A 16,717-nucleotide genomic window follows, 5' to 3' on the forward strand; every position below is an offset into this window, starting at 1 on the left:
CAGCGAATATACAGAGATAGGATGATCGGCGAAATGAAGACGAAAACAGCGCATGTCATCGCGCATTCGCATTGGGACCGGGAGTGGTATCTCCCGTTCGAGACGCACCGGCTGCAGCTCGTGCAGCTGATGGACGATCTGATCGAGACGTTCCGCGACGATCCGGACTTCGGCAGCTTCCATCTCGACGGGCAGTACATCGTATTGGAGGACTACCTGGCTGTGAAGCCAGAGCGCGAGGCGGAGGTGCGGCAGCTCGTCCGGCAGGGCAGGCTTGTCGTCGGCCCGTGGTATATTCTCCAGGACGAGTTCCTCGTGAGCAGCGAGGCCAATGCGCGCAACCTGCTCATCGGCATCAAGGCGTCGGAGAAATTCGGCGGCGTCGCCCGCATCGGGTATTTCCCCGATTCCTTCGGCAACATGGGGCAGGCTCCGCAGCTCATCTCCCAAGCCGGCATCACGACGGCCGTATACGGGCGGGGAGTCAAGCCGGTCGGCTTCAACAACGAGGTGCAGGAGGGCGGCGAGCATACGTCCCGGTTCTCCGAGATGCACTGGGAGTCGCCGGACGGCACGCGGGTGCTGGCGATCCTGTTCGCGGGGTGGTACAACAACGGGGTGGAAATTCCGGTCGAGCAGGAGGCTGCCCGGGAGTACTGGCAGCGCAAGCTGGCGGACGCGGAGACGTTCGCCTCGACGGACCAGCTGCTGTTCATGAACGGCTGCGACCATCAGCCGCTGCAGAAGGATCTGTCCGAGGCGCTTCGCACGGCCGCGGAGATCAGGCCGGACGTCGAGTTCCGGCAGTCGAGCTTCCCTCAGTACGTCGCGGCGCTGGAGGCGGAGCTGCCGGGCAATCTCGACGTCGTCAAGGGCGAGCTGCGCAGCCAGTTCACGGACGGCTGGATCACGCTCGTGAACACCGCCTCGGCGAGGGTGTACATCAAGCAGGCCAACGCGCGTGTGCAGACGCTGCTGGAGAAGGTGGCGGAGCCGCTGTCGGCGATGGCGATGCTCGCAGGCGCCGCCTATCCGCGGGAAGAGCTGCTGTACGCCTGGAAAACGCTGCTGCAGAACCATCCGCATGACAGCATCTGCGGCTGCAGCGTGGACGAGGTCCATCGCGAGATGATGACCCGCTTCGCCAAGGCGGGGCAGGTCGCGGAGGCCGTCGCGCGGCGCAGCGCGGAGTGGCTGGCTGCACAGGTGGACACGTCCGGCTTCCGCGAAGGTTCGCGTCCGTTCGTCGTGTTCAACACGTCGGGCCATGCCCGGGGAGGCGTAGTGAAGGCGGCGGTCGACCTGGAGCGGTTTTACTTCGACCATCGTCAGCCGCATGAGCGGTATGGCGAGCTGGAGCCGGCGTTCGAGTCGTTGAGTCTCGACGATTGGATCGTCGTCGATGAGGCGGGGAGGCAGGTTCCGGCCGAGCTGCGCAAGGTCGGCCTGGAATTCGGCTACGACCTGCCGGATGACCGCTTCCGCCAGCCGTACTGGGCGTACCGCATCGAGGCCGAGCTGCATGCCGAGCCGCTGCCTGGCATCGGGTACCGGACGTATGCGGTTGTGCCTTCCGGGGTAGGGACGGTGGCTTTGCATGACAGCGGCGGCTTGGCTGCATCGGGACGCGTCATTGAAAATGGGCAGGTTCGTATCGAGGTTGCCGAGGACGGCTCCTTTACGCTGACGGATAAAGGGAACGGCCGCGTTTATGCCGGTCTCGGCGTTTACGAGGATACGGGCGACATCGGCAACGAGTACATGTACCGGCAGCCGGACGGCGAGCAGCCGCTGACGACCCGGGAACTTCAGGCGGAGGTTCGTGTTGCGGAGCATACGGCTGTGCGGGCCGTTCTGGAAATCGTCCACCGCTGGCAGCTGCCGGCCGGAGCGGACGAGACGCTGGACCGGGAGGTCGCGTCCATGGTTCCGTTCCGCTGCCGCAAGTCCCGGCGCGTAAAGGAGACGGCTGAGGTGAAGATCGTCACGAGACTGGCGCTGGAGCGGGGTTCGCGCTCGGTCGCGATCTCCAGCACGGTCGACAACACGGTCCGCGACCATCGGATCCGCATGCTGTTCCCGACGGGACTTGCGGCGGACGCCGTGACGGCGGATTCCATCTACGAGCTGGCCCGCCGTCCGATCAAGCCGGAGTCGGCCTGGACCAATCCGAGCAACGCCCAGCATCAGAACGCGTTCGTCAGCATCAGCGACGGCTCGGCCGGACTGACCGTCGCCAACATCGGCCTGAACGAGTATGAGGCGCTGGAGGAAGGCTCGACGCTCGCCGTGACGCTGCTGCGCGGCACGCGGGAGCTCGGCGATTGGGGCGTCTTCCCGACACCGGAAGCTCAATGCCTGGGCGTCCACACGCTGGAAATGAAGCTCATCGTCCATGACGGCGATGTTGCGGAGTCGGGAGCCTTCGTCGAGGCGTACCAGTTCCCGGTGCCGTGGACGGCGGTCCAGACCGGCGAGCATGGCGGAGCCCTCCCGGCTTCGCGGGAGATGGTCGCTTGGCATGGCGAAGGCCTCGCGTTCAGCGCGCTCAAGGCGGGCGAGGACAGCGACGACCTGTTCCTGCGCGTGTTCAACGTAAAGGGGGAAGAGACCGCTCTTAAGGTCAAGTCCATACTCCTTGAGGGAGCGGATTTGTCCGAGGGAATGAGTATGGATGGTACGGGCCCGTCGGGTTGCCGAAATCACGATGCGGCCGCATGTGCTGCGGATATTCCTTTCAATGAAAGCTCGATCATGGATGACGTGGACAACCCGATGTATGAGAGCACAATCATGGAAGAAGTCGGCGCGGCTCTGGCAAGCTCCCAAGGGGAGTTCATCCAGGCTGTCGGACCGGCCAAGATCGTCACGGTCGGCATTCGCCGTCCGTAAGGAGGGATCGCAATGGCCAGGATCAGGGATATCCAGTGCATCCGCACGAGAGAGAACGGCTGCTGGACGATCGTGAAGGTCGTCACCGACCAGGACGGGCTGTACGGGCTTGGCTCCGCCTCGGATCTGTACAACCCGGAGGCGGTCGTGCAGGTGATCGAGCAGCTGCTGAAGCCGCTGCTGATCGGCAAGGACGCCGCCAACATCGAGGATCTGTGGAATGTGATGAGCCTCAGCGCCTACTGGCGCAGCGGCGGCATCCTGCAGACGGCCGTCGGCGGCATCGACATGGCGCTGTGGGACATCAAAGGCAAGGAAGCGGGCTTGCCGGTGTACCAGCTGCTCGGAGGAGCGGCCCGTGCGGCCGTGCCTTGCTACGGGCATGCGGGCGGGCGAGATCTAGCCGAGCTCAAGGAAGACGTGCATCGCTTCATCGAGGAGGGCTACACCGTTATCCGCGTGCAGATGGGCGGCTACGGGGGCGGCGGCTTCATCGACGCCTCGCGTGCTCGGCTGCCAGAGAATGCATGGTCGAGGAATCAGGTTTTCGACGAGCAGGCCTATGTGTCCGCCATACCCCGGATGTTCGAGGGGCTGCGGCTGGAGTTCGGGCCGGATGCGCAGTTCACGCATGACGTGCATGAGCATCTGTCTCCGGTCCAGGCGATCCAGCTGGCGCGGAATCTGGATCCTTATCGATTGTTTTTCCTGGAGGACGCGCTTCCGCCTGAACAGCTTGGCTGGTACCGCCATCTGCGGGCTTCCTGCTCCACGCCCCAAGCGGTAGGCGAGCAGTTCACCAACGTGCAGGAGTGGCTGCCCCTGATCTCCGAGCGGCTGATCGACTTCATCCGCGTCCGCCTGTCCAAGGCGGGCGGCATCAGCGCCTGCCGCAAAATCGCCGCCGTCGCAGAGGCGTTTGGCGTCCGCACCGCCTGGCAGGAGGGCGGGGAGAACGATCCCGTCAACCAGGCGGCGGCGGTCCATCTGGACATGGCGCTGTGGAACTTCGGCATTCAGGAGGTGAACCATTTCCGGCCGGAGGAGCGGGAAGCTTTTCCGGGATTGATCGAGCGAAAAGGCGGCTACCTGTATCCGAACAACAAGCCGGGACTCGGACTGGAGCTGGATGAAGTCCAAGCTGCGGGCCTGCTGCGCAAAGGCTGGGACAGCTCGAAGTACCATCATCCGTATGCGCTGGACCGCAAGGCGGACGGGACGCTGGTTCGGCCTTGATGGCGGCTGTTTCTTGGAGTAGGAGCATTCAAGTACGGTGAAGAACGTCAGCCAGGCAGACCCGCTCTACACGATGTTTTTTTGAGCAGCTGTACAGATCGGGCTGAAGTGCGGGGACAAGCCAAGAGGAGGCGCCACATGAAAACAGTCGCGGTAACGGGAGGCAGCGGCAAGCTGGGCTCGGAGGTCGTGCGCCAGCTGAAGGAAGCCGAATTCGACGTCGTTTCGCTGGATAGCCGCATTTCGGATAAGCTGCCTTGCAGGCAGCTTCAGGTAGACATGAACGATTTGGGGCAGGTGATGAGCGCCCTGCGCGGAGCGGAGGGCATCGTCCATCTGGCAGCGATACCGGCGCCGGTCGGGTTCCCGCATAACCATATCTTCGCCAACAACGTCATCGGGGGCTTCAACATTTTGGAGGCTGCTTCGCTGCTTGGAATTAATCGAGTTGTCATGGGATCGAGCACGTCCTGCTATGGCTTCGCGTGGGCGGAGAAGCCCTTTGCGCCGGCTTATCTGCCAGTCGATGAGGATCATCCCCATCTGGCCCAGGAAGGCTACGGCCTGTCCAAGACGCTGAACGAGCAGACGGCGGCGATGTTCAGCCGCCGCAGCGGGCTGGAGGTCGTCAGCCTCCGATTCTCCCTGATCGCGGCTCCGCAGGAGCATGATCATTTGCGGGAGGCGATGAAGCGGCCGGAGGCTTTTCGGAAGATCCTTTGGAGTTATGTAGATCTACGGGACGCCGCCGCGGCTTGTGTTCTGGCCTTGACGGTGGAGGGGATCCAGGGAGCGGAAGTGCTGAATATAACCGGGGATGATACGCTGAGCGAGCTGGATACGGCCGAGCTGGTGAAGAATTATTATCCCGAGGTGAAGGAGTTTAAGAAGGAGCTGGCCGGGCGGGAGCCGCTGTTTAGCAACGAGCGGGCAAAGCGGGTTTTAGGGTGGGTGCCGGGATATTGTTGCGGAAATAACTATATGGACGATTAAGATAGCTGCACTCAGCAAATGCACACGGTTGGAACACCATAATGATTTCAAGTCCGCATAAAAGCGGGCTTTTTTCTTTAAAAACATAAATCTAGGTTGCTCGGGAGTGTTGCTATCCGGAATGACAACGAGCATACCGAGAGTGCTCAATACTCAGTAGTTAAGTTACGCGGGGTCCAGTTTAAGATTAAGAGTGGTGAACCTTATCATAAATAAGCACAAAGTCATCGTTAATTGAAGCGTCAAAGAACAATTCAATGTCCTTGACGCTTCTTTCGTCGAGTCAGAATGGATTCTAGTCGGTCTGATGAGGTGTAAGGAGTGGGGGCGTGGGTTACATCTTTTTCGTGTTTATTGTTTTCAGATATGCCTTATGCACTTCCAGCGACCGACTCTTAGCGAAATTTGAAGCGATACGATAATAACGAAATTGAAATATATGGTATGGTGTGAGTGATGGTTCTTTGGACTTGAAAGAATGATTTTATATACAAGTTCTATAATTTGGAGGTAAATGATGATTGCTGATCTAGAAGAACTTAATTCCACTATTAAAAGTGAAGCGGATGGAATTTTATATGAGAATGGTTTAATGCACGTTCTCAATAAATTTGGAAAAGCATTAGTAAGTGGAAGTTACTTCTTGGAATTAATGACGTGGAGGGACTTAGATATATATCTAGCCAATGATGAAATGGATGTAAATAGCTTTTTTGAATTAGGAAAGGAACTTGCTCTGTGTATTAAACCATCCAAGATGAATTATCGTAATGAGTTAATTGGTCATACAGAACACTTACCTCTAGGATATTATTGGGGTTGCTACACATTTATATATTCAAACGATTGGAAAGTTGATGTTTGGGTGATTTCTTCCGAAGATTTTGCTCGAAGAGAGTTGGAGATACATGAATTGAAATCCAAAATTGATGTGATGCAAAGGAAGGCTATTTTGAAGTTGAAGAACAGATTATATAGTCATCCTTTGTATCGAAAGAAATTTTTTAGTGTAGATATATACAATGCGGTTATTGAAGATAGCATTTATAACGAAGATGATTTTACGAATTGGTTGCTACATAACTTCTCTGAACCTCAAGCCCAGCAAGGCTATTGATTTATGAAATTCAATTGGACAGAAGATTATTTAGTGCATCATTAATAAAAGAGATATCAGGCTGATGAATACCCCTTCCAGCAAAATGTCCCCAAATGGAGTCTATTGGATGTATGCATGCGTTCGGCATATGATCGGCTTCGTACATGCTATCATCGTGCGTAAAATAGAGATCTGTTTTTCCTGGCATAATGCAGGCTTGGGCCTTGATGCTTTGGAGTGCCTGATTGAAATCACCCTTGTACAAGGGATTATTGCTGATGTCGGCATGTTGCCCTGTCCGAATCATTGCCAATAAGTTGCAAGGGTCAAGCGCAAGAAAGTTTTGCTCCCAGAAACCGGCAATAAACTCATCTAATGAATCGTACCCTAGCTCCTTGTAGCAGCTATTACGATAGAACGCATGCGAGAGTCCCCATCCGGCGTAAATACGTCCTACGGTTCGTAAGCTTGTGCTCGTGTCGTCAGTCTCCAGTGGAGCCTTTACACCTTCAAAGAAGGCATAGGTGTGAGGCCAAGTCTTGGCTGTTCCGTTAAAAGGTGCTATCCGTTGAACCATATTGGGATAAGCGGCTCCCCATTCATAGGCTTGCATAGCTCCTAATGACCAGCCTGTGACCAGAGCAATCTTCTTAATCCCTAGTTTGTACATCATGAGATGGTGCTGTATTCGCACATTGTCATAGATCGTAATGAGAGGAAATGAGTTCTTATCTGACGGTATTTCCATGTTGCTAGGGGATGAAGACAAGCCGTTTCCTAACAGATTTGGAACAATAATAAAGTATTTATTTGGATCCAGTGCCATACCTTCGCCGATCAACCATTCATTACTTCGATGGGTATCGCCCAGAGCTGTAGGATACAAAATAACATTGTTCTTCTCAGCATTCAAAGTCCCATAAGTTTTGTATGCGAGAAAAGCGTTATTCAGCACTGCACCTGACTGCAGGGTATAATCGCCTAGCTCCAAAATTTCATATTCCATGATAAAGTCCCTCCTAAAACTGAATTGATTTTCGATCAGGCATTAGCTCGGGAAGGAATCGTTAGATTACATATGAATTTGGAATTTTCAAGTGCTGAAGCAATAAAACAATGCGCAATGTCCGGCATCGGAATTGCATTTCTTCCTCAACTGGCCGTATCGGGTGAGCTTGAAAGAGGAGAACTACCTATCCTTCCTTGCGAAATGACAGAACTTAGAGTAGCGACACAGACGGCCTGGCATAAATAAATTTCAATCAAGGCCAGCGATCTTCACCATTTCTACGAAAGCTGTCAAAGCTTTACTGGAAAATGGAGCATTCCGGCGAACCAGGTTTGTCTGCGTACACCCGAACGCTGCCGGAAGCGTGAATGCACCCAGCGACTTGTAGGCTCCAGTCAGCACGGATTGAGGCAGCAGCGTAGCAGCAAGACCGGACCGCACACAACTCAGCAGCGTTTCCAACGAGCTGATTTCAATCATATTCACCAGAGGTATTCCTTTGCTGCCAAGCCACTCCTCCAAAATAGCCCTGAATGGACATCCCTCCGGAAAAACAGCCCATTTCGTATTGGACAGGTCCGGGTAAACCTCATCTGTTTTTTGGGTCAGCAGCTTGACCTGCTCCTGCATCGTATATTCACAAATCAACTGAGGCGACTTGATATCGCCAGTGATGAAGGCGCCATCCAATTGATAGTTTAGTACCTTTGCAAGAAGCTCCGATGAGGTTCCAGTTATTAGGGAAAGCGATACATCCGGGTATTGCAATTGAAAATCTGATAAGATGTTCATAAAATTTCCGCACGTAACGGTCTCTACAACGCCGATCGCTAAGGGGCCGCTTGGATAAGATGTCTCCCGGACCTCTTTAACCGCTTCTTCGGACAAATTCATAATCGTTAGCGCATATTTGCGTAATACGATCCCCTTTTCAGATAGTGTGACGCCTTTGGAATGTCTGTAGAACAACGCTACGCCCAATTCAGACTCCAGCTTACGGATTCGCGCGGTAACATTCGACTGCACGTACTCCAATCGTTCAGCTGCCCGCGAAATACTGCCTTCTTCTGCAATGCTCAAAAATACTTTGAGATCAATCAGTTCCACGGTTTCTCCTCCAAAGGGATATCAGAAATAATGATACAAATATCAATATCGATCATTATTCAATTTGCAATTTCATTATTACAATGAGGATAAGAAAAGCGTTGAACCTAAAACCGCATTGGAAAGGGGAAATAGAATTGAATCCAAAAAACCATTCACCAAAGCTGCTTATCCTCGTTGGCAGCCCGCGACGCAAAGGGAATTCTGCCGCGCTTGCAGCAGCTGTTCAGCGTGGGGCGGAGCAGGTGAGGACTCAGGTATCGTTGCGGTTCATTGACTCGTACATTTCAAGCTTTCTCCATGATTGCCGGACCTGTCGTCTTCCGGACAGCGAGTGCGCTATTGCCGACCAGTACCGGACGCTGTTTTTCGATGACTTTCTACCGGCCGACGGTGTGGTGTTCTGTTCCCCGGTGTACTGGTACGGCTTATCGGCTCAGACAAAAGCGTTCTTCGATCGCACATTCTGCTATTATGCAGCGTCGTACTCGGAATCGGCCCATGTTATGGAGAGGATGTCCCGCAAGCGCATTGGCCTTGCGCTGGCTTCCGAGGAGACTTATCCGGGCGCCTCGCTCGGCATTATCCATCAAATTCAGGAGTATTCCCGCTACACAGACTCCGAATTTGTTGGTGTCGTGCGAGGCTTCGGCAACAGCCGCGGCGAGGTGGTGAATGACCCAAGCTCTCCGGTTACCGCCGCCGAGCAGCTTGGCCGTGAATTTTTCCGGAGCAAATATTCCGATTACCGCTTAGACACCCAAAGGAGCGGGCGAGTGTGGCCTTCGGATTCGACTCATTAGTTGCTCCTGAAAAAGTCCAAAATGGGTCTTTCAGCTCTTTTCCACATCCGTCAAAAATGAGTTAAAGCTCTTCTGGGCATATTCCATAGCATCAATATACTCTTGCTGTTTTGACCGCTCTATCATTTCTTCAGGACTAACGTCCTCTATTTTGGATGTTATCCACCATATATTTCCGAACGGATCAACTACTCTTCCGCCTCGTTCCCCCCATGCCTGGGTTATCACTCTCGTCATGGATGTAGCGCCGGCCTTGATGGCCTGAGCAAAAATTTCATCGCTGTCACCCACATACAGACGGATCAAGCAAGGAAACGACGGCCATTCGGCAGGAGAATCGAACATTAGAATCTTTGAATCGCCGATGCGCACCTCTGCATGTCCTATGCTTCCGTCAGCATTGTATACCCGGCCAAGTTCCTGTGCATTAAATGCGGAAGCCAAAAAAGCAATCAATTTTTCTGTGCTTTTTGTAGTGACCCAGGGGGTAATGGTATGGTTCTCAGGTTGCAACATTTGGTTCTCGTTCATTCGGCTCAACCTCCAATGACAGAATTGGATTTGATTGTAACATGGAAAACTTGACAACATTATGTCATGTTTTAAAGGGTAGAGGGGGTGAAAGGATGAGGATCGACCGATTAATCTCCATTATTATGCTTCTCATGCAACGCAGAAAAGTGGATGCTAAAGAGCTGGCCGCAATTTTGGAAGTGACTACCCGTACGATTTACCGCGATGTTGAAGCTATCAATCAGGCGGGTATTCCGATCATAACCTATCCTGGACGTCAGGGCGGCATCGGTATTCTGGAAGAATATAAAGTAGATAAAAAGCTTTTCACAAACAAGGACATTCGTACGATGCTTATTGGCTTGTCAGGCGTTCAATCTGTATTAAAAGACGAGCAATCCAAAAATGCCATTATCAAAGTCAAAGGTATGGTGCCTAGTAATCAATTATCGTTGGTTGAAAGACAAACGGAACAAATCGTCATTGACCTGACGCCGTGGTATGCAGACGCTCGTTTGGAGCAATTTCTAGAATGCGTGCATAAAGCTTTGGATCAGCAGAAAATAGTACATTTTGAATATTGCAACGCAAAGGGAAGGACGTCCAACCGGGAAGTCGAGCCGTACCGACTTGTTCACAAGGGAAATCATTGGTACTTGCAAGGCTTTTGTCGGACAAAGCAGGTGTTTCGAACATTTAGAGTTTACCGGATATCTAATATATCTCTTTCAGAGACTACATTTGTCCCGAGCAACTTTGAAATCGCTGAGATGGATGCATCATTCTCCAAAGAAGCATCATGGATAAACGTTCAAATTAGATTTAATGAGAATATTAAAAAGACGATGATAGATTATTATGGTGAAGATTGTATTGTTTCTTATACGGATGGCTGGTACACTGCAACAATTTTATTGGAAGATAATGAGCAAGGTTATGACTCCTTATTAAGATTTACCAATCACTGCGAATGTTTGAGCCCTTCGCATATCAGAGAACATTTAATTGAAAAAGCGGCTGGTATTTTGTCTTTATATGGACGATAGACGGACAGCGCGGAGAGTCGTACCACAGTGCCGAAAGACCTGATACATCGTTTTATGGGAAGTTCCCCAATGCACGTGGGGTGACGTACTTTAAACCACAATATTATATAGCATAACTGAAATAAATCACCTAATAAACGCACTACGTCCGCTTGAAGACAGGTAGATACCAATCTGTAGGCAAGTTTGGCGATATGAGATTTATGCTTTTGAGGTTCTAACGGGGGTGACGGACTCCCCAGAGTACCATCAACTAAAGAAGACTTTGATTTTTGAAATTTGGTCTCATGAGAAAGGAACAGAGTTGAAAAATGTTATAAGTTCGTTACCGTCCTGTCCTCTGAGTGGTTATTTGGGGAGAGAGTATTTGGATGCTTCGTTGATTCGGAATATGTAGCCATATAAAAATAGTGATTATTATTTAAATGAGACACTGTTCTCATGAGCGGTGATTACTAGATATAATTATAAAAAAATCGTATCGAAAGGATAACTCATGAAAAATTTCATTCTCTTCGGAGCAAGTAAAGGATTAGGTGAGGCATTCGTCAAGGGATTACCCGAACATGGCGATCAGGTTTGGGTGGTTTCTAGAACTTACCCTAGCAGTTTAAACGTTGAAGATGGTATTCAGAAATATTGGATCGAGGCGGATTTAGCGAATCCTGATGCAAGCAAGTTGATTACGAGTGCATTAAATGATATTGCTATAGACGTATTAATATACAATGTAGGGATATGGGAGAGTAAAGGGTTTCGAGACGACTATAATTTTGAGCAAGATGATCCAGCGGAGATTGCCAATATCATCAATATTAATGTTACTTCTGCGATTACCTGTATCCAGAAGCTTTTACCGAATCTCAAAAAGTCAGATAACGCCAAAATTTTCTTGATTGGTTCTACGGCAGGTCTTGAACATAACGATTTTACACAAGTTTCATTTGCAGCTTCTAAGTTTGGTTTGCGTGGTATTGGAAATTCCATGAGAGAGTATGTAAAGAAATATGGAATCGGTGTAACTTGTATAAATCCTGGTGAGATTGCAACCCAAATTCCATTGGAGGATGGAGTCGAAAAAGTCCTCTCAACATATGGCGGCACACAGATTCCTCTTCAAGATATGGTTTCTTTGGTTAAATGCGTAATGAACCTTTCTAAAGCTTCTTGCGTAAAAGAAATCACTATCCCAACAATGTTAGATACAAATGCGTAGTTGACTTGATTGAGAATAAAAGGTCGAACATAGTGAAGTACTTTTCAAAGAAACCACTCCGTAATTGGGAATGGTTTTGTTTTATATGCGGATGTATACGTTATGGTCAACCGTACTTTGTGCTTAGATACATTGCGGTGTATCGTATCATAAGTGACAGCGAAAGATAGTGGGATTTCGGGCTGGATTGAAGTCCGGCACAGCAAAGATTTGAGTATGAATCAATTCAAAGACTAAAGGGTCTATTCAAGTTCACTCAATGATTTGGCGACAATTTGCACTTCCTCTTTTCGGTGGAGCTATCGTGATCCTAGCCAGGAATGGGACTGAGCGGCCGAGTCGTGACTGAAGCGGGACTAATCATGATTTTTGTATTTGGCGCCTTTATATTTGCTGACGATCCGATGATTAAAGTAATGGGCTTTGCACTTACTTTCGGTGTTTTGGTGGACGCATTCTTGATTCGGATGACCTTAGCTCCTGCGATCATGGCTGTGCTTGGAAGGTCCGCCTGGTACCTGCCTAAATGGCTCGATAATGTGATGCCAAATGTCGATATTGAAGGCGAGTCGATAATGAAGGAATTGGAGCAAAGTAAAGTAAACAAAGGCCAATTCAAGAAAAAATCACAGGAGGCAGTTGAATCATGACTAGTTCATGCATCAACAATTCCCAACGAGTGATGGCAGCTTGCTGCCAGCCGTGATGAGGTTAGTCGGAGCGGATGTATCCCGACAATTAATTCCACGTTCCTTGTTTACGGGACCGAGGGTGGCCGAGACCCGAAACATGGCGCCTTTTTTGGCTTCGCTTTATAGATGAAACGGCCATATGAAAGTGAAGATGGATGGACGCCATTGTCCATCCACGTCTTTAAACGTGCCTTTTCAGACGGCGTCAATCGGCTGGCAGTTGAATTACAAAAACGAACAGCAGGGCCCTCTTCGAAGCGGAGGGCCCTGCTGTTCGTTTTTGACTACATATAATTTGTTAGAACAGGAGTAACAACGATCAACTTCGTTTCTGTACGCCTTTGAACCATACGGCTTGAATGGACAGGGTATCCGAGATAGTGGTTGTCGGATCGCCATTGACCAGGACGAGGTCAGCGCGCGCTCCTTCGATAATACGTCCGCGATCCTCAAGACCGAACCGACGGGCCGGTTTCGAGGTAGCCGACTGAAGCGCTTCTATGGGAGTGAATCCAGCCGTAACGAGCAGCTGCAATTCATGATGCACGCTGGCTCCATGAGCCAGGCCGCCAAGATTCGGAACGGGAACGGGGGCGACATCCGTACCGACAAGAATATCCACTCCTGCATAGTGAAGATCCATCACGTTTTTGAAGCTGTTTTCCATTTTGCCTTGCGGGAAAGTATGGAAGCTAGAGTTCAGAATATCGATCCATTCCGGACTTAAGTTGGAATAAACACGCGGATCATTCGCCAAATCGGTTGCTGGATTCCCGAGAATGGATGAGTTCAACACCAAGCACGGTATAACAAACGCGCCGGAATCGACGATGGATTGCACTAACTCCGACGTGTATTCAGGCCTGTCGACAAACAGGTGGCCCAATCCGTCGACTCCAAGATCGATGGCGGTTTGCGAAGAATGAGCAGTCAAGACGTGGGCGATGACGATTTTGCCGAACTTATGGGCTTCTTCCACGGCTGCACGTAGAATCTCGTCGCTTAAAACCGGCAGGCCAGGAGCACCCATGACGGTGCCTTCTTCAATCATGATTTTGATATAGTCGGCGCCATTCTCCACTTGTGTATGCACATGTTTGATGGCTTCTTCCACCGTCGTTACTTGCGGAACTTCTTCGTGATCGTGGGCGTATGCGGCCAGCATAGCTTCCCGGTCTTCCTTTGCAAGCTTCTCCAATTCCTTTAATACGAATTCCGGGATCTCATCCCCATCCGGAAGCAATTCATCCGGATGGCCGCCCGGGGCGGTTATCGCCGTGCCTGCAGAACGGACATCGGCGACGTCCTCTGCATTTTTCAATTGGATTGCGCGTCCTCTCTCCGTAAAGTCGCCGTTCATCTCGAGTTCTGTCGTCACGCCGAAATTCAAGGCATCCCGCAAACCTCCGATGGAAGTGTGGACATGCGCATCAATTAAGCCGGGCAGTAATGTCGCATTGTTGGCATCGATGATAGTTGCATCCGCCGGAATGTCGCCGCCCACCGCAAGGATGGCTTCTCCTTTGATGACAACGCTCCTTGACTCGATTACTCTTTCCCCATCGAAAATACGCGCATTCGTAATGGCAGTCACTTTTTCTGACGGAACGTGTTGAACTGCATTCTTCATTCTTATTCCTCCTTGGCCTGACAGCTGCATGGCAATGTAACAATTAGGAGTATAAAAGTTAGAAAGCTAACTGTCAATAAGCTAACTGTTGTTTGACGCGTCTGCTCGTTTTTTGTATAGTCTATTTATAGACAATTAGCCTTCTAATAATTTGAGGGGGTACCATCATGAAACCCCGCAAGGAAACGCCTTATCTGGATTTGTTCCAGATTATCGGCCTTAAGTTAAAGAAAAGAGCGGACGAGAGCATCAAAGAGCTGGGTTTAAACGCGCACCAGGGGAAAATAATCGACTATATCTACAAAAACCAAGATAGAACTATTATTCAAAAGGACCTTGCAGATCGGTTTCACGTGCGAGGAGCCAGTATTACAAGCATGCTTCAGGGCCTTGAGAAAAGAGGATTTATCGAGCGCAAGATACCTGCCAATAATGAACGGCAAAAAAATATATATGTTTTGCCCAAAGCCGTTGAATTGATTGAAGACTTTAATGATTCCTTTCAAAGCGTCGAGGATCAAATCGTTCAAACCCTTACCGCAGAGGAAAAGAAAACCTTGAAGGAAATACTAGTTAAAATCAATGAAGGCTTGTGACTGCGGTTGGATTTTGACCGACCGTGGCTTGAAAGTTCCATGTTAGGGTTGAAAACCATGCGCCGCGGCAGCTCCTTTCGTATTTTTCGCCGATAGCCCCGTTCAGCTGAACCGCTCTATCGGCTTAATTCCTCCCTACCCATCCTCCCGGTCCTTGATTTTCTGAACAAAAAAAGCGCGGCAACCGTCCATAGACGGTACCGCGCTTTTATTATTTTTTATGGGCAATTACGGAATCAAGAAACTTGTCTGCGTCGCTGTTGAACTTCCAGACCATGCCGAATCGGTCCACCAGCATTCCGAAGCAAGCGGACCAAGGGTGGCTGGACAAAGGCAATATGATTTGTCCTCCAACAGACAGGTTGTTGAAGTATGCGGCCAAAGCTTCTTGATCCTCGATAACGAGACTGATCAGCACCTGGTTTCCTTGTACAAGCTCGCCCGTTACCGGCTTCATGGAAGGCAGAAGGTCCGACATCATGATTTTTCCGCCATCAAACTCGATCGATGACTCCATCACCATTTCCTGTTCATTTGACGGCAACGGGTAGTTGGGATCTTGGGGAAGATCCTTGAACTGGACTTTCTTGACCTGGGTCGCATGGAACGCTTCGGCATAAAAGTCGATCGCTTGTCCTGCATTTCCATCAAAATTCAAATACGCAACAGCTGACATGGTGATTCCTCCTTCTTTTGATGCACTCAGCATAAGGTATAATAGGTGACAGCTATATTGTCACTTATTTGTGCTGCGCCCAAACAAAAGTTGGGATTAAAATGAAACAGACGTTTTTGAATTTATATGAACAGCTACGATGCTCGAATTCGAGGAGGGGAAAATGGGGAAGATAGAGCGGCTGATTGCCATCGTCATGATCCTGCTGCAAAAGGAAGTCGTTTCAGCGAACGAATTTGCCAAGCTGTTTCAGGTGTCCAAAAGAACGATTCTCCGCGATATGGAAACGCTTGGCCTGTCCAATATTCCGATTTACTCCATTCATGGGGTGAATGGCGGTTATGGGATCATGAATGAATATAAGCTCGACAAGCGCCTTTTGAGCCACAAGGATTTGGAAAATCTGTTGGTCGCTCTGAGCGGATTGGGGCAAATTCGGGTCCATCAGGAAGTGGAGATGACGATAAAGAAGATTGAGTCCATGGTGAATCCGGTGTCTCCCAAAGGGTTTATTCATCTGTCCTTTTACGATTGGGAAGGGCGGTCGGAGATTCAACCGATCTTGAACATTTGCCAGCAGGCCATCCTGCAGAACAGGCTGGTTTCATTTGATTATATGGATCGAAACGGTCTCGCTACAAAGAGAACGGTGGAGCCTTACCAGCTTCATTTCAGCGAGATGAGCTGGTACTTGAAGGGCTTTTGTTTAGAACGGCAGGCGTATCGAACGTTTAAACTGTCGAGAACGGATCGTTTGAATACGGAGAAACAATCCTTTATTCCTCGAAATGATCTGGATCATTCAGTCGCGGGAAATGACTATCAGGCTCGGCTCGTTGCCGTCAAAGCTCGGATTTCCCCCCGCATCCAAGATCAATTGCTGGAAAGGTATGGCCGAAAAAGCATCGATGCCTCGAATCCCGAACAGGTGGTGGCGACGATCAGCGTGCCTCAAGACGAGATCGGGTTTCAATTTTTAGCGGGTTTCGGGCGGGACTTGAGGATTATCGAGCCCGAATCCTATGTGGCTGACTATCGGAATTTTTTGGCCGGAATCATGGACGCCTATACTTGAGAGAATACGATCGAGAATCTGAGTTCCGCAACTCTCTTCCCCAGCCAATATCCCCCTGCAAAAGCCAATTCCACCCTATTATTTCCATTCCCGCCTTGCGCTAACATGGACTCTAGAGCAATCCAGAAGAGTCT

General features: G+C 50.4%; 15 protein-coding genes and 1 pseudogene. 11 read left to right on the plus strand and 5 right to left on the minus strand.

Annotated elements, in window-relative coordinates; all coding sequences use genetic code 11:
* The first annotated feature begins 33 nt into the window (after positions 1-33).
* The 4 genes from PHU01S_RS04510 to PHU01S_RS04525 all read left to right on the plus strand — a co-directional run bounded on the left by PHU01S_RS04510 (position 34) and on the right by PHU01S_RS04525 (position 6,238).
* Complete coding sequence (locus tag PHU01S_RS04510) at positions 34-2,892, plus strand: alpha-mannosidase (protein ID WP_127506380.1); 2,859 nt, start codon at positions 34-36, stop codon at positions 2,890-2,892.
* Between the two features lie 12 nt (positions 2,893-2,904).
* Positions 2,905-4,128: an enolase C-terminal domain-like protein gene (locus tag PHU01S_RS04515; RefSeq protein WP_127506382.1), complete on the plus strand. Its 1,224-nt coding sequence runs from the start codon at positions 2,905-2,907 to the stop codon at positions 4,126-4,128.
* A gap of 138 nt (positions 4,129-4,266) precedes the next feature.
* A complete protein-coding gene (locus PHU01S_RS04520) occupies positions 4,267-5,121 on the plus strand; it encodes an NAD-dependent epimerase/dehydratase family protein (RefSeq protein ID WP_127506384.1) in 855 nt (284 codons plus the stop codon).
* Positions 5,122-5,635: 514 nt separating this feature from the next.
* Positions 5,636-6,238 (plus strand): hypothetical protein, encoded by a 603-nt coding sequence (locus PHU01S_RS04525; RefSeq protein ID WP_127506387.1) that lies wholly within the window; start codon positions 5,636-5,638, stop codon positions 6,236-6,238.
* A gap of 10 nt (positions 6,239-6,248) precedes the next feature.
* Here the strand turns inward: PHU01S_RS04525 and PHU01S_RS04530 are convergent, their stop codons facing one another.
* On the minus strand, positions 6,249-7,226 hold the full coding sequence (locus PHU01S_RS04530) for an alpha/beta fold hydrolase (RefSeq protein WP_127506389.1): 978 nt from the start codon (positions 7,224-7,226) through the stop codon (positions 6,249-6,251).
* A gap of 24 nt (positions 7,227-7,250) precedes the next feature.
* Between PHU01S_RS04530 and PHU01S_RS27085 the strand changes: the two genes are divergently transcribed.
* On the plus strand, positions 7,251-7,475 hold the full coding sequence (locus tag PHU01S_RS27085; protein ID WP_164762978.1) for a LysR substrate-binding domain-containing protein: 225 nt from the start codon (positions 7,251-7,253) through the stop codon (positions 7,473-7,475).
* A gap of 3 nt (positions 7,476-7,478) precedes the next feature.
* Here PHU01S_RS27085 and PHU01S_RS04540 read toward each other — a convergent pair whose 3' ends face one another.
* The gene (locus PHU01S_RS04540; protein ID WP_127506391.1) at positions 7,479-8,336 is read right to left on the minus strand and encodes a LysR family transcriptional regulator; all 858 of its coding nucleotides are present in this window, start codon (positions 8,334-8,336) and stop codon (positions 7,479-7,481) included.
* A gap of 101 nt (positions 8,337-8,437) precedes the next feature.
* Here PHU01S_RS04540 and PHU01S_RS04545 point away from each other — a divergent pair, with 101 nt between their 5' ends.
* On the plus strand, positions 8,438-9,139 hold the full coding sequence (locus tag PHU01S_RS04545) for a flavodoxin family protein (protein ID WP_246029147.1): 702 nt from the start codon (positions 8,438-8,440) through the stop codon (positions 9,137-9,139).
* Positions 9,140-9,169: 30 nt separating this feature from the next.
* On the opposite strand, the gene PHU01S_RS04550 is transcribed toward PHU01S_RS04545, so the two are convergent.
* The gene (locus PHU01S_RS04550; RefSeq protein ID WP_048747455.1) at positions 9,170-9,670 is read right to left on the minus strand and encodes a VOC family protein; all 501 of its coding nucleotides are present in this window, start codon (positions 9,668-9,670) and stop codon (positions 9,170-9,172) included.
* Between the two features lie 95 nt (positions 9,671-9,765).
* Here PHU01S_RS04550 and PHU01S_RS04555 point away from each other — a divergent pair, with 95 nt between their 5' ends.
* The 3 genes and pseudogenes from PHU01S_RS04555 to PHU01S_RS04565 form a co-directional block, all read left to right on the plus strand.
* A complete protein-coding gene (locus PHU01S_RS04555; protein ID WP_164762979.1) occupies positions 9,766-10,698 on the plus strand; it encodes a helix-turn-helix transcriptional regulator in 933 nt (310 codons plus the stop codon).
* Positions 10,699-11,194: 496 nt separating this feature from the next.
* On the plus strand, positions 11,195-11,914 hold the full coding sequence (locus PHU01S_RS04560; protein WP_127506397.1) for an SDR family NAD(P)-dependent oxidoreductase: 720 nt from the start codon (positions 11,195-11,197) through the stop codon (positions 11,912-11,914).
* 317 nt (positions 11,915-12,231) lie between these two features.
* Positions 12,232-12,564, plus strand: a pseudogene (locus PHU01S_RS04565) (MMPL family transporter); the annotation flags it as partial.
* A 361-nt stretch (positions 12,565-12,925) separates the two neighbouring features.
* Here the strand turns inward: PHU01S_RS04565 and PHU01S_RS04570 are convergent.
* Complete coding sequence (locus tag PHU01S_RS04570; RefSeq protein WP_127506401.1) at positions 12,926-14,236, minus strand: amidohydrolase family protein; 1,311 nt, start codon at positions 14,234-14,236, stop codon at positions 12,926-12,928.
* Positions 14,237-14,403: 167 nt separating this feature from the next.
* Here PHU01S_RS04570 and PHU01S_RS04575 point away from each other — a divergent pair, with 167 nt between their 5' ends.
* On the plus strand, positions 14,404-14,832 hold the full coding sequence (locus PHU01S_RS04575; protein ID WP_127506404.1) for a MarR family winged helix-turn-helix transcriptional regulator: 429 nt from the start codon (positions 14,404-14,406) through the stop codon (positions 14,830-14,832).
* A gap of 211 nt (positions 14,833-15,043) precedes the next feature.
* Here PHU01S_RS04575 and PHU01S_RS04580 read toward each other — a convergent pair whose 3' ends face one another.
* Positions 15,044-15,508, minus strand: coding sequence for a VOC family protein (locus PHU01S_RS04580; RefSeq protein WP_127506406.1), 465 nt, complete (start codon positions 15,506-15,508; stop codon positions 15,044-15,046).
* A 163-nt stretch (positions 15,509-15,671) separates the two neighbouring features.
* Here PHU01S_RS04580 and PHU01S_RS04585 point away from each other — a divergent pair, with 163 nt between their 5' ends.
* On the plus strand, positions 15,672-16,583 hold the full coding sequence (locus PHU01S_RS04585; protein WP_048747445.1) for a helix-turn-helix transcriptional regulator: 912 nt from the start codon (positions 15,672-15,674) through the stop codon (positions 16,581-16,583).
* The last annotated feature ends 134 nt before the right edge of the window (positions 16,584-16,717 follow it).

Origin of the sequence: Paenibacillus humicus NBRC 102415, assembly GCF_004000905.1 — a bacterium.
Classification (GTDB): Bacteria; Bacillota; Bacilli; order Paenibacillales; family Paenibacillaceae; genus Paenibacillus_O; species Paenibacillus_O humicus.

What these genes read in the sequence shown, in the direction of transcription:
- PHU01S_RS04510 (WP_127506380.1), top strand. Translation starts at nt 34, where the DNA reads ATGAAGACGAAAACAGCGCATGTCATCGCGCATTCGCATTGGGACCGG.
- PHU01S_RS04515 (WP_127506382.1), top strand. Translation starts at nt 2,905, where the DNA reads ATGGCCAGGATCAGGGATATCCAGTGCATCCGCACGAGAGAGAACGGC.
- PHU01S_RS04520 (WP_127506384.1), top strand. Translation starts at nt 4,267, where the DNA reads ATGAAAACAGTCGCGGTAACGGGAGGCAGCGGCAAGCTGGGCTCGGAG.
- PHU01S_RS04525 (WP_127506387.1), top strand. Translation starts at nt 5,636, where the DNA reads ATGATGATTGCTGATCTAGAAGAACTTAATTCCACTATTAAAAGTGAA.
- PHU01S_RS04530 (WP_127506389.1), bottom strand. Translation starts at nt 7,226, where the DNA reads ATGGAATATGAAATTTTGGAGCTAGGCGATTATACCCTGCAGTCAGGT.
- PHU01S_RS04550 (WP_048747455.1), bottom strand. Translation starts at nt 9,670, where the DNA reads ATGAACGAGAACCAAATGTTGCAACCTGAGAACCATACCATTACCCCC.
- PHU01S_RS04555 (WP_164762979.1), top strand. Translation starts at nt 9,766, where the DNA reads ATGAGGATCGACCGATTAATCTCCATTATTATGCTTCTCATGCAACGC.
- PHU01S_RS04560 (WP_127506397.1), top strand. Translation starts at nt 11,195, where the DNA reads ATGAAAAATTTCATTCTCTTCGGAGCAAGTAAAGGATTAGGTGAGGCA.
- PHU01S_RS04570 (WP_127506401.1), bottom strand. Translation starts at nt 14,236, where the DNA reads ATGAAGAATGCAGTTCAACACGTTCCGTCAGAAAAAGTGACTGCCATT.
- PHU01S_RS04575 (WP_127506404.1), top strand. Translation starts at nt 14,404, where the DNA reads ATGAAACCCCGCAAGGAAACGCCTTATCTGGATTTGTTCCAGATTATC.
- PHU01S_RS04580 (WP_127506406.1), bottom strand. Translation starts at nt 15,508, where the DNA reads ATGTCAGCTGTTGCGTATTTGAATTTTGATGGAAATGCAGGACAAGCG.
- PHU01S_RS04585 (WP_048747445.1), top strand. Translation starts at nt 15,672, where the DNA reads ATGGGGAAGATAGAGCGGCTGATTGCCATCGTCATGATCCTGCTGCAA.